Source organism: Pseudomonas sp. B21128 (assembly GCF_044218865.1).
GTDB classification, from domain to species: domain Bacteria; phylum Pseudomonadota; class Gammaproteobacteria; order Pseudomonadales; family Pseudomonadaceae; genus Aquipseudomonas; species Aquipseudomonas iridis.
The window spans coordinates 2,246,294-2,265,265 of the sequence record NZ_CP162590.1; the positions used below are offsets into that span (position 1 = coordinate 2,246,294).

20 protein-coding genes are annotated in these 18,972 nt (G+C 58.0%); 4 read left to right on the forward strand and 16 right to left on the reverse strand.

Annotated features, from left to right (window positions below):
• Positions 1–66: 66 nt before the first annotated feature.
• From AB4P91_RS10005 to AB4P91_RS10045, 9 genes are all read right to left on the reverse strand, one after another.
• Entirely contained in the window at positions 67–474 is a 408-nt protein-coding gene (locus AB4P91_RS10005) for an EF-hand domain-containing protein (protein ID WP_150595326.1), read from the reverse strand.
• A 293-nt stretch (positions 475–767) separates the two neighbouring features.
• Positions 768–2,066: an NAD(P)/FAD-dependent oxidoreductase gene (locus AB4P91_RS10010; protein WP_042561124.1), complete on the reverse strand. Its 1,299-nt coding sequence runs from the start codon at positions 2,064–2,066 to the stop codon at positions 768–770.
• 63 nt (positions 2,067–2,129) lie between these two features.
• Positions 2,130–2,303: a DUF3094 family protein gene (locus AB4P91_RS10015; protein WP_042561123.1), complete on the reverse strand. Its 174-nt coding sequence runs from the start codon at positions 2,301–2,303 to the stop codon at positions 2,130–2,132.
• A gap of 51 nt (positions 2,304–2,354) precedes the next feature.
• Positions 2,355–2,882, reverse strand: a complete 528-nt coding sequence (locus tag AB4P91_RS10020) for an MOSC domain-containing protein (RefSeq protein ID WP_395604722.1) — start codon at positions 2,880–2,882, stop codon at positions 2,355–2,357.
• Positions 2,879–3,505, reverse strand: coding sequence for a DUF1780 domain-containing protein (locus tag AB4P91_RS10025; protein ID WP_007909887.1), 627 nt, complete (start codon positions 3,503–3,505; stop codon positions 2,879–2,881). The genes AB4P91_RS10020 and AB4P91_RS10025 overlap by 4 nt, the downstream gene beginning before the upstream one ends.
• A gap of 57 nt (positions 3,506–3,562) precedes the next feature.
• Entirely contained in the window at positions 3,563–4,846 is a 1,284-nt protein-coding gene (dctM, locus tag AB4P91_RS10030) for a C4-dicarboxylate TRAP transporter large permease protein DctM (RefSeq protein WP_042561121.1), read from the reverse strand.
• Entirely contained in the window at positions 4,843–5,475 is a 633-nt protein-coding gene (locus AB4P91_RS10035) for a TRAP transporter small permease (protein ID WP_042561120.1), read from the reverse strand. Before AB4P91_RS10035 ends, dctM begins: the two co-directional genes overlap by 4 nt.
• Before the next feature lie 73 nt (positions 5,476–5,548).
• Positions 5,549–6,544 (reverse strand): TRAP transporter substrate-binding protein, encoded by a 996-nt coding sequence (locus AB4P91_RS10040; protein ID WP_150597108.1) that lies wholly within the window; start codon positions 6,542–6,544, stop codon positions 5,549–5,551.
• A 104-nt stretch (positions 6,545–6,648) separates the two neighbouring features.
• Positions 6,649–8,103 carry a TrkH family potassium uptake protein gene (locus AB4P91_RS10045; protein ID WP_047303280.1) on the reverse strand — a complete coding sequence of 485 codons (1,455 nt, stop codon included), beginning with the start codon at positions 8,101–8,103 and terminating at the stop codon, positions 6,649–6,651.
• A 245-nt stretch (positions 8,104–8,348) separates the two neighbouring features.
• Here AB4P91_RS10045 and AB4P91_RS10050 point away from each other — a divergent pair, with 245 nt between their 5' ends.
• Both AB4P91_RS10050 and AB4P91_RS10055 read left to right on the forward strand, forming a co-directional pair.
• Complete coding sequence (locus AB4P91_RS10050; protein WP_395604723.1) at positions 8,349–9,038, forward strand: energy-coupling factor ABC transporter permease; 690 nt, start codon at positions 8,349–8,351, stop codon at positions 9,036–9,038.
• Positions 9,039–9,103: 65 nt separating this feature from the next.
• The gene (locus AB4P91_RS10055) at positions 9,104–9,319 is read left to right on the forward strand and encodes a hypothetical protein (protein WP_395604724.1); all 216 of its coding nucleotides are present in this window, start codon (positions 9,104–9,106) and stop codon (positions 9,317–9,319) included.
• A gap of 5 nt (positions 9,320–9,324) precedes the next feature.
• On the opposite strand, the gene yacG is transcribed toward AB4P91_RS10055, so the two are convergent.
• The 5 genes from yacG to pilB are packed head-to-tail and all read right to left on the reverse strand — an operon-like array spanning position 9,325 to position 13,936.
• Positions 9,325–9,525 (reverse strand): DNA gyrase inhibitor YacG, encoded by a 201-nt coding sequence (yacG, locus tag AB4P91_RS10060; RefSeq protein WP_016773149.1) that lies wholly within the window; start codon positions 9,523–9,525, stop codon positions 9,325–9,327.
• Complete coding sequence (gene coaE, locus AB4P91_RS10065; RefSeq protein ID WP_150597110.1) at positions 9,522–10,145, reverse strand: dephospho-CoA kinase; 624 nt, start codon at positions 10,143–10,145, stop codon at positions 9,522–9,524. Before coaE ends, yacG begins: the two co-directional genes overlap by 4 nt.
• Positions 10,142–11,014, reverse strand: a complete 873-nt coding sequence (locus AB4P91_RS10070; protein ID WP_150595329.1) for an A24 family peptidase — start codon at positions 11,012–11,014, stop codon at positions 10,142–10,144. Before AB4P91_RS10070 ends, coaE begins: the two co-directional genes overlap by 4 nt.
• 1 nt (position 11,015) lies before the next feature.
• Positions 11,016–12,233 carry a type II secretion system F family protein gene (locus AB4P91_RS10075; protein ID WP_150595330.1) on the reverse strand — a complete coding sequence of 406 codons (1,218 nt, stop codon included), beginning with the start codon at positions 12,231–12,233 and terminating at the stop codon, positions 11,016–11,018.
• Between the two features lie 2 nt (positions 12,234–12,235).
• On the reverse strand, positions 12,236–13,936 hold the full coding sequence (pilB, locus tag AB4P91_RS10080; RefSeq protein ID WP_395604725.1) for a type IV-A pilus assembly ATPase PilB: 1,701 nt from the start codon (positions 13,934–13,936) through the stop codon (positions 12,236–12,238).
• A 225-nt stretch (positions 13,937–14,161) separates the two neighbouring features.
• On the opposite strand from pilB, the gene AB4P91_RS10085 reads away from it, so the two are divergent.
• Both AB4P91_RS10085 and AB4P91_RS10090 read left to right on the forward strand, forming a co-directional pair.
• Positions 14,162–14,593 carry a pilin gene (locus tag AB4P91_RS10085; RefSeq protein ID WP_150688181.1) on the forward strand — a complete coding sequence of 144 codons (432 nt, stop codon included), beginning with the start codon at positions 14,162–14,164 and terminating at the stop codon, positions 14,591–14,593.
• Between the two features lie 300 nt (positions 14,594–14,893).
• Positions 14,894–15,250, forward strand: coding sequence for a BON domain-containing protein (locus tag AB4P91_RS10090; RefSeq protein ID WP_150597113.1), 357 nt, complete (start codon positions 14,894–14,896; stop codon positions 15,248–15,250).
• A 275-nt stretch (positions 15,251–15,525) separates the two neighbouring features.
• On the opposite strand, the gene AB4P91_RS10095 is transcribed toward AB4P91_RS10090, so the two are convergent.
• Positions 15,526–15,825 carry a DUF2845 domain-containing protein gene (locus AB4P91_RS10095; RefSeq protein ID WP_150597114.1) on the reverse strand — a complete coding sequence of 100 codons (300 nt, stop codon included), beginning with the start codon at positions 15,823–15,825 and terminating at the stop codon, positions 15,526–15,528.
• Positions 15,822–18,773, reverse strand: coding sequence for a DUF748 domain-containing protein (locus AB4P91_RS10100; RefSeq protein ID WP_395604726.1), 2,952 nt, complete (start codon positions 18,771–18,773; stop codon positions 15,822–15,824). Before AB4P91_RS10100 ends, AB4P91_RS10095 begins: the two co-directional genes overlap by 4 nt.
• Positions 18,774–18,972 lie beyond the last annotated feature (199 nt).

An 18,972-nucleotide genomic window follows, 5' to 3' on the forward strand; every position in this document is an offset into this window, starting at 1 on the left:
GTGGTTGTTTGGGGCGTAAAAAAGCCGCGTTTTCCAAAGAAAGACGCGGCTTCACCCTCGGTCGACTCAGGCGCCGTCTTGATCTTTCAGGTGTTCGAACAGGCCCTTGGGCATTTTCTTGCCGTTGGCTTCGAAGTTGGCTTTGACGTTGTTGTAGGCCTCTTGCTCATCGATGAAGCCGTCATGGTTGGTGTCGATCTTGTCGAAGTCGGATTTCGGCGCGACTTTGATGAACTCGGCGCGCGAGACTTTACCGTCGCCATCGCTGTCAGTCTTGGCCATCGAGGCATCCCCGCATTTGCCCTCACCGCATTTGCCTTCCGGGGTTTTTACCGAGGTTTCTGCTGACGCGACCATATAGCCCTGAGCCAGCGGCTGCGCGGCGAATACCGAGCCGGACAGCATCAGACCTCCCGCCAGCGCAGCGCCGAACAGGCCAATGGATTTTTTGCCGAGAGTCGAGTGATGGGACATTGCATTCTCCTACGGTTGCACAGCGCAACCACACGTTAAGGACGATCAGCCGGAGCAGGTGTGCTCGGGTGGGGCCATTAGGCGGTGGCGGTGTATCGCGTCTGTGTCGTGGAGCGGGGAGTTTGTAAGCGAAGGTGGGGGGAGTGGGGGAGGATACAGTCAGACACATCTCTTAAGAGCAATAGAAAACCCTGTGGGAGCGTACTTGCTCGCGAAAGCATCGGATCAGCCACATTAATGTCGACTGACACGCCGCCTTCCCGAGCAAGCTCGCTCCCACAGTTTTTATTGCATCAATGCAGCTTCAGACGCGGCTCAGTCCCGCGACCAATCTTGCTGCCCAGCATGAGCATTGCCGTGCGGAACGGCCCGTACAGCGCCATCTGGTGCATGCGATACAGCGACACGTAAAACATCCGCGCCAGCCAGCCTTCGAGCATCACGCTGCCGGTCAGGTTGCCCATCAGGTTACCCACAGCCGAGAAGCGCGACAGCGAAATCAGCGAGCCGTAGTCGGTGTATTTGTATTCCGGCAGGGTCTTGCCTTCGATGCGCAGTTTCAGCGACTTGGCCAGCAGCGAAGCCTGTTGGTGCGCGGCTTGCGCACGCGGCGGCACGTTGCGGTCGGAGCCAGGTTGCGGGCATGCGGCGCAATCGCCGAACGCGAAGATGTTTTCGTCGCGGGTGGTTTGCAGGGTGGGTAGCACTTGCAGTTGATTGATGCGGTTGCTTTCCAGGCCATCGAGATCCTTGAGGAAACCCGGTGCACGAATGCCCGCCGCCCAGACTTTCAGGCTGGCCTTGATCTCGTTGCCATCGGCGGTAATCAGGCTGTCGGCCGTCACTTCGCTGACCGACGCGTTGGTCATCACGTTGACCCCGAGTTTCTCCAGCGTCTTGTGCACCGGCCCGCTGATGCGCTCCGGCAGGGCAGGCAGAACCCGCGGCCCGGCTTCGATGAGGGTGATGTGCATGTTTTCCGGTTTGATGCGGTCGAGGCCGTACGCCGCCAGTTCATGCGCCGCGTTGTGCAATTCTGCCGCCAGCTCGACGCCGGTAGCACCGGCACCGACGATAGCCACGCTGATCTGCTGGACCACATCGGTTTGTCCGGCGTGTGCACGCAAATAGTGATTGAGCAGTTGCTGGTGGAAACGCTCGGCCTGTTTACGGGTGTCGAGGAACAGGCAGTGCTGCGCCGCGCCCTGAGTGCCGAAATCGTTGGTGGTACTGCCGACTGCGATCACCAGCGAGTCATACGCCACTTCGCGGGCGGGTACCAGTTCGACGCCGTTTTCGTCGTAGGTGGCGGCCAGCTGGATTTTCTTCGCCGCACGATCAAGCCCGCTCATGCGCCCGAGCTGGAACTCGAAGTGGTTCCATTTGGCCTGGGCTACATAGTTGAGTTCGTCTTCGGAAGAGTTCAGCGATCCAGCCGCCACTTCGTGCAACAGCGGTTTCCAGATGTGTGTCAGGTTCGCGTCGACCAGCATCACACTGGCCGTGCCGCGCTTGCCCAGAGTCTTACCCAGGCGGGTAGCCAACTCCAGACCGCCGGCGCCGCCGCCGACAATAACAATACGATGGGACATAGGGATAACTCGCAAGGTTTTTAAAGGAAATCGGTGCGGTTACCCGAGCGAGCGCGATGCTGCTCATAGCGTCAGGTAACTGATAAATCGGCTCAACAGGCCCAGACCAATGGTCACCGCCAACACCAGCACCAGGAGCATCCACGGCCGGAAAGGCCGGCGCTCGACACGGTGTTGGGACAGTTGCAGGTACTCTTCGACATGCTTTTGGTCTTCGGGTTTCAGGCGGCTGGTCATAAAGGCCTCGTCAGGTAGACGTTGCTGAATGTGCAGAAGCTACAGCGGTTTTCAACCGGGGTTGAACGCAGCATAGCCGCTGTCCGGAACCGGTTTGACACAGAGGCTATCGTCGAGGCGAATGATGCCGCTTTGTAACACCCGCGCGGTGATTCCGCCATGCCCGCGTACCGCTTGAAAGGTGCCGGGGCCGAGGTTGTTCTGCAGGCGTGCGCAGGGCTGGCACCAGCCGGTGGTTTCGAAAATCGCCTGACCGATACGAAAGCGCCTGCCCTTGAGGCTGAACAGGTTGATCCCGCTTATAACGAGATTGCGCCGCAGATCTTCAGGTTTTACCGGTTGATCGTGCGGGCGCCCCATCAATGCGCTGATCACGGCCAGATGTTCCCACTGAATCAGCGTCACTTGCCGCGCGTTGCGCACCCCAGGGCGGGCGTGGTCGCCGGTCAGTCCGGCTTCAAGGCGTGCTTCAACGGCATCGAGTTCGATCATCGGTCCACGGGATTCAGGGCGCACGCCGATCCAGCGCACCGTGCCGGTTTGCGGGACATCGGCGATCAATTGCTGAAGGGGTGTCACAGGCTGATCCCGACATCGAAGACGATGCTGCGCCCCAGGTTACTGCGCAGAAAGTCCGGTGCATCGGGGTGCGCAAACAGCACGCGGGCGAACGTCGGGCCGACGAGGGATAGCGAACGCCAGCCCTGACGCAAATATTCGGTTGGCGGTGGAAAGTGGCTGTTGAGGTCCAGCACTTCACGTTTGAGGCTGGCGAAGGCAATGATGTCCAGCTCACCCAGATCCATGCCGCGTTCCTTGTAGTTGTGCGCTTTTTTGCGCAGGGTCGGCGCGAGGCGTAACAGAAATTCGTTGGCCGGAATCCGCTTCGGCTTGGCTTCGCGGCGCACCAGTTGACTGAGGGAAAACGCGCTGCGCCGACGTTGCAGTTCATCGCGCCATTCGTCGTTAAGCCTGCGCCCCTCGTCGAGGACGAAGAATACTTCGAAGTTGGCGTCGCGAAACAGCACGTCCGGCGGCTCGCCGGCAGGCGCGAACTCGTCGGCGCGATAAGGAATGTTCAGGCCTTGCAGCAGGCGCTGGCAGACCCAACGCTCTCGCTCCCATTTGCGGGCATTGGACAGGAACGCGTTGGCTTGCTCGGCCGCAATGGTCAGCAGGCGTAAGTAATCTGAGTCATCCATAGGCCAAGCTTAGCGTTCAAATGTGATCGAAGTAGTGGCCAGGAAAACTCTTCCCGGTTACGTCATCCCCAGCCAGTTTGGCAGGGCCAGCGAAATCCACGGTACATAGGTTATCAATATCAGGAACAGTAACAGGATAATCAGCCAAGGCATCGCCGCACGGATGGTGGCACCCAGCGACATGCCTGTCACCGCCGACGTGACGAACAGGTTCAGCCCCACGGGCGGAGTAATCAGCCCGATCTCCAGGTTCACCACCATGATGATGCCCAGGTGGATCGGGTCGATCCCCAACTGCACGGCAATCGGAAACAGGATCGGCGCCAGGATCAGGATGATTGCCGAAGGCTCCATGAACGCCCCCGCCACCAGTAATACGATGTTCACCACCAGCAGGAACGTCACCGGCGTCAGCCCCGCGCCGATGACCCAGGCGGTGATCTGTTGCGGAATTTGCTCGGTGGTCAGCACATGAGCGAACAGCATGGCATTGGCGATGATGAACATCAGCATGATGCTCAGCTTGGCGGATTCCAGCAGCACTTTCGGTGTCTCACGGAACGTCATGTCCTTGTAGACGAACAGTGCAATGAATGCCGAGTAGACCGCCGCGACTGCCGCCGCCTCGGTCGGGGTGAACATTCCTGAGTAGATGCCGCCCAGGATGATGACCATCAGCAACAGGCCCCAGATGGCTTTGCGTGCTGCCGTAAACCATTCACGAACGGTGGCACGTGGCATGGCGGGCAGGTTTTTCCTGACGGCGACGACATAGATAGCCACCATCAGCGCGGTACCCAGCAGCAAACCCGGTATGACTCCGGCCATGAACAGCTTGCCGACCGAGGTCTCCGTCGCAGCGGCATATACCACCATGACGATGGAGGGTGGAATGAGAATGCCCAGCGTACCGGCATTGCACACGATGCCGGCACCGAACGCCTGTGGATAACCGGAGCGGACCATGCCCGCAATTGCGATGGAACCCACGGCCGCGACCGTTGCAGGGCTCGAGCCGGACAGCGCGGCGAACAACATGCACGCGAGGACGGCTGCGATGGCCAGACCGCCGCGAATATGACCGACACACGCATTGGCAAAGTCGATCAGGCGTCGCGCGACGCCGCCCGTGGTCATGAACGCGCCGGCCAGCAAAAAGAACGGGATCGCCAGTAACGTGTAGTGCTCGGATGTCTCGAATAACTTGATGGCCAGTGAGCGCACGGAGTCGGGGCTGAACAGAATGATCGTCATCGAACCGGCCAAACCCAGGGAAATGGCGATCGGCACGCCGATGAACATCAGCACGAACAGGGCGACGAAGAGGAACAGAATGGTCATTTCTTGTCATCCTCATGTTCGGTCAGTTTCATCGCATCTGCGGCTTCATCGGCCAGGCCCAGACCGGTTTGACGGTGTTGCACAATGCGCACGAGGATTTCGGCAAAGCGAATGAACACCAGAGCGAAACCGACAGGCACTATCAGCCCGATGTGCCACTGCATGATGCCGTAGTGACCGAGATCCTCGGCGCCGATACCGGCGATGAACAACGTCTGAATCCATTCGAAACTGCTGACACTGAGCAGCCCCGCATAGGCGAGACAGCACAGGCAGGCAATGATGGCGATGATGCGCTGAGCCGGTTTGCTGGCCAGCTTCACCAAGGCATCGACGCCGATATGCCCTGCAGTGCGCACGCCATAGGACAAGCCAAAAAAGATCAGCCAGGCAAACAGGGCTTTGGTCAACGCGATGCTCCACGTCATGGCCTGGGCCATCCCCATGATGCTGTCGCCAATCGCGAATAACGGTTCACTTGCGCCTTGCCATTGCTCAGCGAAGCTGTAGAAAACGCTATAGAGGTTGTTCAGGATGACGTAAACGAACGTCACCAGCGTCATTGCCGCCAACAGGAAAACAATGAAGCCTTCCTCGAAGTGGTCCCAGATGCGCCGCAAGGCATTCATGAGTAACTGCTCCCGATCGAGTGACGACAATGAAACAGGTGCCGCCCTTTTGAGGCGGCACATGCGGGCAGATTTACTGAGCCTGGTTTGAGGCGTCGGCGGCCTTGATCAGGTCGGCGCCGATAGCACCTTCGAACTTCGCCCAGACCGGCTTCATTTTTTCACGCCACTCGCCACGTTGTTCCGGAGTCAGCAGGATGATTTCAGTGGTTTTGGCGTCGACGATATGCTGTTTGGCGTCCTGGTTGAGCTTCTCGGCGTCTTTGTTCACCTGGGCGGTAACCTCGACGATTATTTTGTCCAGTTCGGTTCTCACATCCGGCGGCAGGCCATTCCAGAACTTGGTATTGGTGATCAGCATGTAGTCGAGCAAGCCATGGTCGGATTCGGTGATGAACTTCTGCACCTCGTGCATTTTCTGACTGAAGATGTTCGAGTAAGGGTTTTCCGCACCATTCACGACACCGGTCTGCAAGCTCTGATACACCTCGGCGAAGCTCAACTTGCGCGGGTTGGCTTTCACTGCTTTGAATTGTTCATCCAGTACGGCCGACGCCTGTACACGGAATTTCAGACCCCGGGCATCGCCCGGTACAACCAGCTTCTTGTTGGCGGACAACTGCTTCATGCCGTTGTGCCAATAAGCCAGGCCTGTGATGTTCTTGCTTTCCATCGACTTGAGCAGTTCCTGGCCTTGAGGGCTGCGCTGGAAACGGTCAACGGCGGAGATGTCGTTGAACAGGAACGGCAAGTCGAATAGCTGCAATTTCGGTGTGTATTGTTCGAACTTTGCCAGCGACGGAGCAATGAGTTGCACATCGCCCAACAGCAGTGCCTCCATTTCCTTGCCGTCGCCAAACAATGAAGAGTTCGGGTAGACCTCAACCTTGACCTTGTCCTTCAGGCGTTCTTCGACGAGTTTCTTGAATAGCAGGGCGCCTTGACCCTTGGGCGTTTGCTCGGCGACTACATGGGAAAACTTGATAACGATTGGATCGGCCGCCAGCGCCAGGCCCGATACGCCCAGCGCAAGTGCGCAGACGACTGCGTTGCGCAATGATTTAAGCATTGAGATGTTCCTCTTGTTTTAGTTCTCGTGCGGCTCATGACTCAAAAGCGTTTGCACGGTGGACAAGAGGAGTCTAGGCAATAAATCTCAATTGGTTGTCGAGACTAGTATTTCCAGAAAACCGGTGTGAGCAGCACCAGGACGGTGAGGATCTCCAGTCTTCCCAACAGCATGCCGACAGTCAGCAGCCATTTGGCAGCATCGGGCAATGTGGAAAAGTTTCCCGCCGGGCCAATGATCGAGCCAACGCCAGGCCCGACGTTGCAGACGGCGGTAGCCGCGCCACTCAATGCAGTTGTCCAGTCCAGGCCGATGAGCGCCAAACCCATGGCGATCACCCCGATAGTGATGGTGAAAAAGAATGAAAACGTCAGCAGCGAACGGGCGATGTCCTCGTCGATGGGGTGTTTGTTGTATTTTTTTCGGATCACGGCGCGAGGATGGATCAATTGATTCAGGCTGCCCATTAGCAGCGTGCCAGCCACCTGAAAGCGGAATATTTTAAGACCGCCAGCGGTGGAACCGGAGCAGCCCCCGACAAAGGTCAGATAGAAGAACAGCAATACGGCAAAACTGCCCCATAACGTGTAATCCCCCAGTGCTACGCCGGTTGTCGTGACCACCGATGTCACGTTGACCGCCACGATCCGAAACGCTTCCCACCAGCCGTACTCGCTGTGCAAGCACAACCAGGTACCGACCAGCACCCAGGTAATGAGCAAAAAGCCAATGAACCCGCGTACCTGATGATCTTTGAACAAGGCCCGTTTATTGCCGCGAAGCGTGCTCACGTACAGCGTGAAAGGGAGGCTGCCCAGAATCATGGTAGCGACCGCCACCCAATGAATGGACGGTTGTGTCCAATGTGCCAGCGAGGCATCGGAGGTCGAAAATCCTCCCGTGGAAATCAATGACATTGAATGGTTGATGGCTTCGAACGGCGTCATCCCTGCTATCCACAGGGCCAGCGTAGCAAGACCGGTAAGCCCGACATAAAGCCCCAGAATATATTTGGCGGCGACATGGGAGCGCGGCGTGACCTTTTCCGACCAGTCGGACGATTCGGTCTTGAATAGCCGCATGCCCCCGACCCGCAGTAATGGCAGGATAGCCACCGCCATGCCGATGAAGCCGATCCCGCCCAGCCAATGCAACATCGATCGCCAGATCAGCAATCCTGGAGATGCCGTGTCCAGCCCGGTAAGGATGGTCGATCCAGTTGTGGTGATGCCTGACATCGTTTCAAAAAACGCGTCGGTGTAGCTGATGTGCTGGATAAGCACCATAGGCAATGCGGCGAATATGCACACAACCACCCAACTGGCGGTCGTCAGCATGTACATATCGCGAGGACGTAACTGAACGTTCTCGGGACGACCCTTGTTAATCATCACCAGCCCGCACAGCGCTGTGATCAAGCTCGACCACAGGAAGGCCGACATATCATCTTTGCGATCATGGATCACCAGCGTCAGCATGGGTATCAGCATGCTCACCGCCAGCGTGATCAGAATAATTCCCAGAATGAAGCTGATGAGTCGTAATACCGCAATGGACATATGTAACGCCTTTTTGTTAGCGCCGCGCAGTATCGGCGGGCCTGTTGTCTCGTCCCGTAAAGTTTTCGTAACTTTTTCTCTCCTCCGGATTCTCTGCGCGCCACGCGCAGAAGCGTGATACGGCGAGTCGCAAACGGCGGTATAGACTGAGATCTGCCTCGACGGGAGAACCGCGTGAAAAATATAACAGTGTTGCTGCTCGATCTTTGGCTGGCGCGGCCCCAGGCGTCAGCGAAGGATCACCTATGATCGGCGCCGAACTGCTGTCATCCACAAGTCTGACGCTCGGATGGCTGATCTATCTGCCGATGCTGTTCTGGGCGATTGTTCGTGCTCCTTGGGTCGAGTTGTTCAGTGACAGCCGTCGCCAGCATCTGTTGTTCGGCACGGTGTTCGCGTTGTTTCTGTTGTGGCTGGTGCGCCGAGATTTCGACACCGGAGTGTCTTATCACTTCATTGGCATGACGGCGGTGACGTTGCTGCTCGACTGGCCGCTGGCGATTGTCGGCGGCTTGGTGGCGCAGGTCGGGCTGTTGCTGCTCGGGCGTCAGGATCTAGCGGCGCTGGGGGTTAACGGTGCGTTGTTCATTCTGCTGCCGGTGCTGATTACCGAGTGCGTGGCGATCCTCGTCGAGCGCGCCCAGCCACGCAATCCCTTTGTGTACATCTTCTGCTCCGGGTTTCTCGCCGCCGCGCTGTCGGCGTTGCTGTGTCTACTGCTGAGCCTGACATTGCTCTGGTACGACGGCCTGTTTGCCATGCCCGAATGGCTGGAAGACTTCATCGGCTACCTGTGGCTGATCATATTCCCCGAGGCGTTCATCAACGGCATGGTGGTCAGCGCACTGGTGGTGTTCAGCCCGGAATGGCTGGAGACGTTCAATCGCACGCGCTACCTTTCGGCACCCTGGAAGGACGACGATCCCAAGTCTTGATCCACATCAAACCCGCCACGCGCGCGGCATTTCATGCTCGGTCAAATCCCTTCAGGAGCGGCAATATGAGTGTTTACGAGTGGGCGCGGCAGGAAACCCGCAAGAGTCTGGAGATGGCGCAAGAGGTGGGGTTCGATCCGGGGTTGAGCCTGCGCGCCTTGCTCAGTGCGGTGGTGCAACAAAGCAAGACCGTGCGCAACGCCGAAGACCTGGCCGACGAGTTGCGCTTTCTGGCGGAAAACCTCGACGACCATCAGGACTACGGCTTCATGCGGCCCTGACGGGATCAGTGGCGCGGATCGAAATCGCCGGAAAACAGTTCATCCTCGGCGTCCGGTGCAACAGGGATCTTGTGCTCTTCCGAGGCCCAGGCGCCGAGGTCGATCAATTTGCAGCGATCGGAGCAGAACGGCCGGAATTTGTTAGCCGGAGTGAATTCCACGGGGGCGCCACACGTTGGGCATTCTACGGTTGGGATCTGGCTCATGATTGGCCTCCACTTAAAGTCAGGTAAAAGTCATGCAGGCGCTCGACCTCGCTGTGCAGCCAGGCGAGGTCGCGGTCGTTGACTACCACGTCGTCGGCACGGCTCACGCGGTCTTCACGGCTCGACTGGGCCTTGAGGATCGCCTGAACCTGCTGTTCGCTGGTCTGGTCACGCTGCAAGGTGCGTTCGATCTGCAGTTGTTGCGGAGCGTCGATCACCAGGATTCGCTGGGTCATCGCGTATTGCCCGGATTCGATTAACAGTGGCGAAACCAGAATCGCATAGGGCGATTTTGCCAGCGCCAGATGATGGGCGATTTCCTCGGCGATCAACGGATGCAGCAGGGCTTCGAGCCAGCGGCGCTGCTCCGGGACTTCGAAGATCAACTTGCGCAGGGCGGCACGATCCAGCGTGCCGTCAGCCTGTAACACGCCGGCGCCAAAGTGCTCGGCAATCCTGGCCAGCGCCGGGCGACCCGGTTCGACCACCCAGCGTGCTGCGTGATCAGCGTCGACCACATGGACGCCAAGGTCGATGAAGTGCTGGGCCGCGGCGCTTTTGCCGCTGCCGATGCCGCCGGTCAGGCCGAGAATCCAGGGTTTTTCCACAGGGGTATTCATTTCAAACCGACAAACTGCCAATAGAAGTCGGTTATTTGACCACCCCAGAGCAAGGCAATCCAGCCGGCAATTGCCAGATAGGGGCCGAAGGGGATCGGCGTCGAGGTTTTCTGCTCGCGCACACGCAGCAAAATCACCCCGAGAATCGCTCCCACCAGCGAAGACAGCAGGATCGTCAGCGGCAGAATCTGCCAGCCACCCCAGGCGCCGAGCAGCGCCAGCAGCTTGAAATCACCGTGACCGATGCCGTCCTTGCCGGTCAGCAGTTTGAACAGCCAGAACACCGACCACAGCGCCATGTAACCGGCCACCGCGCCCCACATTGCATCGTGCAGCGGCACGAACAGCCCGAAACTGTTGACGATCAGCCCCAGCCACAACAACGGCAGCACCAGCACATCGGGCAGCAATTGATGCTCGGTGTCGATCAGACTCATCGCCAGCAAGCCCCAGGTGAGGAAGATCAACAGACAGGCCGGCCAGCCAAAACCCACCTGCCAGGCGATAAACGCCGAAAGCAGTCCACAACTCAGCTCGGTCAGCGGATAGCGTTTGCTGATCGGCGCTGCACACGCGGAGCAGCGTCCGCGCAGGCACAGATAACTGAGCAGCGGGATGTTTTCCCACGCACGAATTCGATGTGCGCAGTGCGGGCACTCGGAGTGCGGCAGCATCAGGTTGTAGGTCGGCAGCGGCGTTTCGCCGGGCAGACCGAGCACGTCCTGCGCCTGCTGGCGCCAATCGCGTTCGAGCATTTTCGGCAAGCGCCAGACCAGCACATTGAGAAAGCTGCCGACGATAAGACCGAGCAGCAGCGCCGTGCAGACAAAGGCCAGTGGGTAAACGGCAAACAGTTCGTCGATAGGCATGTCAGATCGCTGAGCCGAGTTGGAAGATCGGCAGGTACATCGCCACCACCAGACCCCCGACAATCACCCCCAGGACGACCATGATGAACGGCTCCATGAGGCTGGTGAGGTTGTCGACCATGTTATCCACTTCGTCCTCGTAAAACCCGGCGACCTTGTCGAGCATCTCGTCCAGCGCACCGGATTCTTCGCCGATGGCGGTCATCTGCACCGCCATGTTGGGAAAAACCCCGGTGGTGCGCATGGAAAAATTCAGCTGCATGCCCGTGGAAACATCCTGGCGGATGCGCAATACCGCGCGCTTGAACACCACGTTGCCCGTGGCGCCGGCCACCGAGTCGAGCGCTTCCACCAACGGCACGCCGGCAGCAAATGTGGTCGACAGGGTCCGGGCGAAGCGTGCAACGGCAGATTTGTACATCAGCGTGCCCACCAACGGCAGTTTCAATAGCCAGGTATCTTTGCGATCGCGCATGGCCTGGGATGTTTTCAGCGCATGGCGGGTGCCGAAAAAAGCGGCCACCAGCGCAACGAGTATCGCCCACCACCATTGCTGCATGAACTCCGACAGGCTGATGACCAGCAGGGTAAAGGCCGGCAATTCGGCGCCAAAACCGGAAAAAACCGACTCGAACTGCGGCACCACTTTCACCAGCAGAATCCCGGTCACCACGGCTGCAACCAGCACCACGGCGGTGGGGTAGGTCATGGCTTTCTTGATCTTGGCCTTGAGGGCTTCGCTTTTTTCCTTATAGGTCGCGACCCGTTCCAGCAACGTGTCGAGGGCACCGGACTGTTCGCCGGCATCCACGAGGTTGCAATACAACTCATCGAAATACTGCGGCTTCTTGCGCAGGGCGTTGGCGAAACTGTTGCCGGCGGCGATCTCCTGCTTCACCTCGTCGACCAGTTTGCGCATGGCCGGGTTTTCGAAGCCCTCACCGATGATGTCGAACGACTGCAGCAGCGGCACGCCAGCCTTCATCATGGTCGCCATCTGCCGCGTGAACAGGGCGATGTCCCGGGGTTTGATGCGTTTGCCGAAGCTAAACAGCGAGGCGGTTTTTTTACGCACCTTGCCCGGACTGATTCCTTGCTTGCGCAGTTGAGCCTTGATCAGTGCCGGGTTCTGCCCGCTTAATTCGCCGCTGAGTTTGCTGCCTTTCCTGTCCGTACCTTCCCAGGCGTAGACGCTGATTTTCGCTGCCTTGACCGCCATGTTCAGTCCTTGGTGACCCGGTTGATTTCTTCCAGGCTGGTAATGCCTTGCATGGCCTTGCGCAGGCCTGAGGTACGCAGGTCGTCGAAGCCGTCGCGGCGCATCTGGATGTCGATTTCCAGCGAGTTGCCCTCGGCCATGATCAGTCGTTGGAGGTCTGCTGTGTTCTTCACCACTTCATAAATTCCCACGCGTCCCTTGTAACCGCCATTGCAGTGATCGCAACCGACTGGCTCGTAGATCGTGAAACTGCCGATGCGTTCCTCGGGGAAGCCTTCCTTGATCAGGGTTTCGCGCGGAATCTCGATGGCTCTCTTGCAGTGGCTGCACAACTTGCGCGCCAGCCGCTGGGCGATGATCAGGCTGACCGAAGTGGCGATGTTGAAGCCGGGGATGCCCATGTTATGCAGTCGCGTCAGGGTTTCCGCCGCGCTGTTGGTGTGCAGTGTCGAAAGCACGAGGTGGCCGGTCTGCGCAGCCTTGATCGCGATCTCGGCGGTTTCCAGATCGCGGATCTCGCCGACCATGATCACGTCCGGATCCTGACGCAGAAACGAGCGCAAGGCCTGGGCAAAGTCGAGCCCCTGTCTGGGGTTGACGTTGACCTGGTTGATGCCCTCCATATTGATCTCCACCGGGTCTTCGGCGGTGGATATGTTGATGTCGACCGTGTTGAGAATATTCAGCCCGGTGTACAGCGACACCGTTTTGCCCGAGCCAGTGGGGCCGGTGACCAGAATCATCCCTTGTGGCTGCTTGAGGGCTGCCAAATACAGGTCTTTCTGCTCAGGCTCATAGCCGAGGGCGTCGATGCCGATTTGCGCGCTGGAGGGGTCGAGAATCCGGATAACCACTTTCTCGCCCCACAGGGTCGGCAGGGTATTGACCCGGAAGTCGATCGACTTGCTTTTGGACAGGCGCATCTTGATCCGCCCGTCCTGCGGTTTGCGCCGTTCCGAGATGTCGAGGCTGGCCATGACTTTCAACCGTGCGGCGATGCGCCCGGCCAGTTGGATCGGTGGCTTGGCCACCTCGCGCAGAATGCCGTCGGTGCGCACCCGTACCCGGTAGTTTTTTTCGTAAGGCTCGAAATGCAGGTCAGAGGAGCCGCTTTTGATCGCATCGAGCAGCATCTTGTGGACGAAACGCACCACCGGCGCATCGTCGGCGTCTTGTCCGCCAATGGCGTCCTGCTTGTTGTCGTCGATCGATTCGACATCGAGGCCGTCGAGATCGACGTCGGCCATGTCTTCGAGACCGGTGCCGTGGGTGTCGAAGAATTTTTCGATGGCGTCGCTGAGCTTGTCGTCCTCCACCAGGATGGCTTCGGTGCTCAACCCGGTGCTGAACTGGATGTCGCTGATTGCCTGATGATTGCTTGGGTCGGAAATCCCCACGAACAGCTTGTTGCCGCGTCGCCACAAGGGCAGGGCGTGATGCTGGCGCACCAGTTTTTCACTGACCAGGCCTTTGGGCTGGGTTTCCTTGTCCAGGCAATTAAGGTCGAGGAACGCCATGCCGAAGTGCTCGGAGGCGATCTCGGCGACCTGCGCGCTCTTAACCAGTTTGTTCTGCACCAGATAACTGACCAGCGACAGCCGATTGCGCTGGGCCTGTTGCCAGGCCTGCTGGGCGCTTTTTTCTGTGAGCAGTTCGGCCTGCACCAATTGCTTGGCCAGACCGCTCAGAGCGATGTCATTCATGGGGATTCCGCACGCTTGCAGTTCATGACTTATAGCCTAGTCAAGTGACAGCGCCTAACACGGTCGATGCAGGTGACAAAAAGTGTCAGATAGTGCGGTTGCTGGCTGTAGGAAACAGCGTAGAGCGTTGCTCGCGCTTTACCTGCAGGGCTTTAGGCGCTTGGCATGGGCTGTGCTCGGTTCTTCTCAGATCATGAGATTTCGACTCATGCATGGAGCGTTTCTATGAAAAGACAACAAGGTTTTACGCTGATCGAGCTGCTGATCGTTGTGGCGATCATCGGGATTCTGGCGACGATCGCCCTGCCGCAGTATTCGAAATATCAGGCGCGGTCCAAGGTGACGGCGGGGTTGGCAGAGATCAGTGCGATGAAAGTGCCATTCGAGGACGTCATTAACCAAGGGACTGATCCCACACTGACTAACGTGGCGGGCAGTGCGACGGTTACCACCTCAAACTGTTCTGTGACCGCATCGGGCACCGCATCATCGGGTGCCGGGACGATTGTTTGCACAATCAAAAATGCGCCAGGCCCAGTATTGGACAAAACCATCACCCTCACTCGGTCCTCTGGCACGGGCGCGGGTCTCTGGACTTGCGGCACTACCGTTGCACCTGACTATTCGCCAAAAGGCTGCACGGCTAGCGGTACATAAGGTTGTCCTTGTCTTGTTGGCTAAGTGCCCCGCAATGCGGGGCATTTTTCATTGCGCAGCGCTTCATAAAAGCTTCAATAATTTCAGCGCCTTAGGAACTTTTCAAAAAGCCGCAACTTGCATGTGAATATTCAGCCACTCATGCATTTTGCATGAATCCGGAAATTTGCCTTATTTATAAGTTATTGATTTATATAGGTTTTATGTTATCTGAAAAGTTGGCACAGCGTTCGCAATATCTACGGTAACCCTGCTGACAAGACATCCAGCAGACTTTCCAGAAAAACAGGAGTTACTCGTATGAAGAAGTTCGCTATCACTGCCGCTGCTGCAACCGCGCTGACCCTGACCATGGCTTCCGGTGCATTCGCACAATCGGCTCAGGCTACCCAGGCTCCAATGACTCTGGCAGCCGGTGAAGTCACCGAGATGAAACAAGATACTTCCGATACCTGGATCACCACCAAAGTCAAAGCTGACCTGGTTACCGAAAAAGGCATTCCAGGCACCGACATCAAAGTTGAAACCAACAAAGGTGTTGTATCGCTGTCGTCGACTACTGCTGTAACCGATTCGCAGAAAGACGTAGCGGTAGCCATCGCCAAGAAAATCAAAGGCGTTAAAGCGGTCTCCGCTGACGGCCTGAAAGCCGAGTAAGGCATGACTTCTCGCCTGGACCGGGAGAAGAGGCGACAGACGGGCCGAGCAATACGTCTGCCGCAACTTTAGAGTTCATGCGAACGATCACACGGATGTGATCATTACAGGCCCCGGCACTTTGTATCGGGGCCTGTTTTATTTCAGGGCGAAAAAAGAAATAAAGGTGGGAGCGAGCTTGCTCGCGAATGCAATCTGTCAGTTGATTAATAGGCTGACTGACCTGACGCATTCGCGAGCAAGCTCGATCCCTCAGGTACGGTGTCGGATGAGGATCAGTTACCGCGTTTGCTGTCGATCCGCTTCAGGCGGCTGCCTTCAAAGCGCAGGTATTGATACATGCCGTTGTTCGGGCCGTAGGTCCATTCCTCGACCTGAAACTCTTCCCGCCGATTGGCGCTGCGCTTGTAACCCAGTACATCGCGGCTGACAGGCTCGCCACACTTGTTCAGCACCTCGCTTGCGCGGTCGCCAAGGCTGATCAGTTGGCTGCCGCAACGCAACGTATCGGAGGCTGACGCCTGGCCAACAACGAATGTCAGTGCCATCGCTGCCAGCCATTTGTGTTTGCTCATTCGGCATCCAGGTGCATTTGCGTCACCACCCTACCGTCGCTTTCAGCCTCGCCCAGATTGGTGTCGATGAAGTACACGCGGTCGTCAGCCAGTTGGCCCTTGTCCACCAGAAAATCCTTGATGCTGCTGGCACGGTCCTGGCCCAACTGACGCAGCAGCACATCGCTGGAACTCCAGAACTGAATCACGCCTTCGCGCATTTTCGCTGTGCGTTCTTCCTTGCCCAGATCCTTCCATTCGGCCGGCGGCTGAGTCTTCAGACGCGTGCGATAAATGCCTTCGAGCAGCGGGCCTTTCTCGCTGTCCGGCACTTCAATCAAGGACGCCTGAGCCGGGACTTTATCGCCGCGGCGCTGGAGCATCTTGTAGTAGTTGTATTGGTATTCACGTTCCAGGCGCTGTTCGGCAAGCAATGGGCCGTCGCTGCTTTTGGCGGCGACGCCCTCGATTTCCAGGCGCAGGGCCGGACGCTCCTTGAGTGCCTGGGACAGCTTGATCAGCGCACCCTCGGCATCCTTGTTCAGCTCGCTGGAGCCCGGCGCGAAGGACACCGTGCCGAGATCCTGGGAGCCGCCACCGCTGACCAAACCGCCAATCATTTTGAATGGCGCCGCAGCGGCTTTGACGATCAGATTGCGCAGGGTCTGCCAGACAATCGGCATCACGCTGAACTGCGGATTGTTCAAGTCGCCCGTCACGGGTAACTCGATGGAGATTTTGCCGTCGACGTCCTTGAGCAACGCGATCGCCAGTTTCAACGGCAAGCTTGTCGCATCCGGGCTGTCGACTCTCTCACCCAGCTGCAATTGCTCGACCACCACTTTGTTCTCGGCCTTCAGTTGGCCCTTGGTGATCAGGTAATGCAGGTCGAGGTTGAGCCGGCCCTTGCGGATGCGGTATCCGGCGAACTTGCCGGAGTAGGGCGTCAGGGTGGTCAGCTCGACCCGTTTGAAACTGGTGGTGATGTCGAGGCTGGCCATCGGGTCGAACGGATTGACCGCGCCCTTGATGGTCACCGGCGCATAACGATCAACCTTGCCTTTGATATCGACAGTGGCCGGTTTCGACTGTCGACTGTCGATGGTGCCGATCTGGCCGTTGAGTTGCTGGACAGCGGTGGCGAAATTCGGCGTCAGGCTGAAGTCGGCGAAGTTGGCCGAGCCGTCGTTGATAGCGATACCGCCGATGCGAATGCCCAAGGGTTTGTCTTTGCTGGCCGGTTTGGCGGCGGCGGTTGCCGTGCCGCTGTCGGCAGGCTGCGGAATCAGCAGATCATCGATGTTGGTGGTGCGGTCATCGTTGATCATGAAGCGCACGTACGGCTGAAACAGGTTGACCTTGTCGATCGACAGGCTGTCGCCGTGCTGGTAGTTCAGGCCTTCCACGACCACTTGCTGCCACTTGAGGAAGTCGCGGGTTTTCAGTGTGTCGAGGGTGTGCAGTTGATCGATCTGCGCGCGGCCGGTCACGCTGAGCGCCAGCGGTTCGGTGCTCTTGAGGTTGACCTGTAGGTCACTGCCGAGCATGCCGCTGCGCAATTCGAGACGAATGAACGGATTGATGTAGGACTGCGCGACACGCAGGTCGATGTCCTGGGTTTTAACGTTGAGCTGGGCGTTGACCGGCGCCAGATTGACCGTGCCATCGGCGAGGATCTTGCCCTGTTTGCCTAACCCGGTATCGAGTTTGAGCTTGAAGGGTGAGCCATTGAGGCTGTCAAAATCCTGCAGGTCGACGTTCAGCGGGGTGACATCCAGTGTCACCGGTGGATTGGCCGACCGGTCAGCCACATGGACGGTGTAGTTGCGCAGCTGCACATCTTTGAGCAGTACTTGCCATGGCTTGTCCGGCGCGCTTGGTTCAGGTTTCGGCGAGTCGGCGGTTGCGGGTGTGCTGGCCGGTTCGGCGGCGGCTTTGGCGGCGGGTTTCGAAGGTTGGCTGGCGAACAGTTTCTGCCAGTCCAGTTGCCCGTCAGCCTCAAGGGCGGCCCAGGTTTCCAGTTTCTGGCTACGAATCTTGCCAACCACCACGTGCTGTTTCGCCAGGTCTACCGAGGTCTCGCTGACGTCAAGACGTTCGAGTTTCGCCAGTGGGCGCCCGTCGGGTGCCTTGATCGCGAACGGCGCGATGCTCACTGCAACGTTGTTCAGTTGCAGCTCGGTTTGTTTCGACAGATTGAGTGTGTAGTTGGTGCTGAGGTTGATCACGCCGTTTTCAAGAACCAGGGGCACCGCATCTCGCACATAAGGCCAAAACGCTTTCATATTGCCGTCGGTGATTTTCAGCGTGCCTTCGGAGGTGATCGGGATCAGGCTGAAATTGCCGCTCCAGTCGATTCGGCCACCGTTGGGACCAATCGCGACCAGCGTCATGTCGGCGCTGTCTTCGGGCAGGGTGCTGAGATTTTTCAGCTCGAAGTTGAGATCGTCGTAGAGGAATTCGATGGGTTCACTCGGGCGCACATCCTCAAAGTGCACGACACCGTTGGCGAGTTTGATCTGGTCGATGCGCAGAGGAAACGGTTTGGCATCGGGATCGGCGGGTGTCGGTTCACTGGCGGGTATGTTGAACAGACCGAGCAGGTTGAGCTTGCCGTCTTTGGCGAAGAGGATCTCGGTCTTCGGTTTGTCCAGTTCGATGTTGGACAGATGGACTGCTTTCGTCCACAGGCTGTCGAGCTGCAGGTCGGCGTACAGGCGTTCAAACCCGACCTGTTCTTTGCCGGGCTCGCCGATGACCAGGCCCCACAAGGTGACTTCAAGGCTGAACGGATTGAGTTCGATGCGCTGGATATGCGCAGGCACCGCCGCGTAGTTGGCCAATTGCTGGTTGGCAACACGCAAGGCGATGCCCGGTAAAATCAGAAACCCCAGCAAGCTGTAAAGGGCCAGAGCGGTCAACAGTGCGCCAATCGCGCGAATCAATCCTTTGGGCATGTGCGGCTTCATCTGTCGTAATCGGAGTGCCTTGGAGTATGGCACGCGATTCTGGTTCCGAAGTACCTGGCGAGGGACAGGATTGTTCAGATTAGTCTGCAATCACCCAATATTGTGGGAGCGAGCTTGCTCGCGAAAGCGGTGGGTCAGTTGATAAATAGGCCGACTGACATGACGACTTCGCGAGCAAGCTCGCTCCCACAGTGGAGTG

Bases quoted from the DNA above. Each gene is read 5' to 3' on its own strand.
- AB4P91_RS10045 (WP_047303280.1), bottom strand. From the start codon at position 8,103: ATGTCCATTGCGGTATTACGACTCATCAGCTTCATTCTGGGAATTATT.
- yacG (WP_016773149.1), bottom strand. From the start codon at position 9,525: ATGAGCCAGATCCCAACCGTAGAATGCCCAACGTGTGGCGCCCCCGTG.
- AB4P91_RS10070 (WP_150595329.1), bottom strand. From the start codon at position 11,014: ATGCCTATCGACGAACTGTTTGCCGTTTACCCACTGGCCTTTGTCTGC.
- AB4P91_RS10040 (WP_150597108.1), bottom strand. From the start codon at position 6,544: ATGCTTAAATCATTGCGCAACGCAGTCGTCTGCGCACTTGCGCTGGGC.
- AB4P91_RS10015 (WP_042561123.1), bottom strand. From the start codon at position 2,303: ATGACCAGCCGCCTGAAACCCGAAGACCAAAAGCATGTCGAAGAGTAC.
- dctM (WP_042561121.1), bottom strand. From the start codon at position 4,846: ATGACCATTCTGTTCCTCTTCGTCGCCCTGTTCGTGCTGATGTTCATC.
- AB4P91_RS10050 (WP_395604723.1), top strand. From the start codon at position 8,349: ATGATCGGCGCCGAACTGCTGTCATCCACAAGTCTGACGCTCGGATGG.
- pilB (WP_395604725.1), bottom strand. From the start codon at position 13,936: ATGAATGACATCGCTCTGAGCGGTCTGGCCAAGCAATTGGTGCAGGCC.
- coaE (WP_150597110.1), bottom strand. From the start codon at position 10,145: ATGAATACCCCTGTGGAAAAACCCTGGATTCTCGGCCTGACCGGCGGC.
- AB4P91_RS10035 (WP_042561120.1), bottom strand. From the start codon at position 5,475: ATGAATGCCTTGCGGCGCATCTGGGACCACTTCGAGGAAGGCTTCATT.
- AB4P91_RS10090 (WP_150597113.1), top strand. From the start codon at position 14,894: ATGAAGAAGTTCGCTATCACTGCCGCTGCTGCAACCGCGCTGACCCTG.
- AB4P91_RS10025 (WP_007909887.1), bottom strand. From the start codon at position 3,505: ATGGATGACTCAGATTACTTACGCCTGCTGACCATTGCGGCCGAGCAA.
- AB4P91_RS10005 (WP_150595326.1), bottom strand. From the start codon at position 474: ATGTCCCATCACTCGACTCTCGGCAAAAAATCCATTGGCCTGTTCGGC.
- AB4P91_RS10055 (WP_395604724.1), top strand. From the start codon at position 9,104: ATGAGTGTTTACGAGTGGGCGCGGCAGGAAACCCGCAAGAGTCTGGAG.
- AB4P91_RS10010 (WP_042561124.1), bottom strand. From the start codon at position 2,066: ATGTCCCATCGTATTGTTATTGTCGGCGGCGGCGCCGGCGGTCTGGAG.
- AB4P91_RS10085 (WP_150688181.1), top strand. From the start codon at position 14,162: ATGAAAAGACAACAAGGTTTTACGCTGATCGAGCTGCTGATCGTTGTG.
- AB4P91_RS10095 (WP_150597114.1), bottom strand. From the start codon at position 15,825: ATGAGCAAACACAAATGGCTGGCAGCGATGGCACTGACATTCGTTGTT.
- AB4P91_RS10100 (WP_395604726.1), bottom strand. From the start codon at position 18,773: ATGAAGCCGCACATGCCCAAAGGATTGATTCGCGCGATTGGCGCACTG.
- AB4P91_RS10075 (WP_150595330.1), bottom strand. From the start codon at position 12,233: ATGGCGGTCAAGGCAGCGAAAATCAGCGTCTACGCCTGGGAAGGTACG.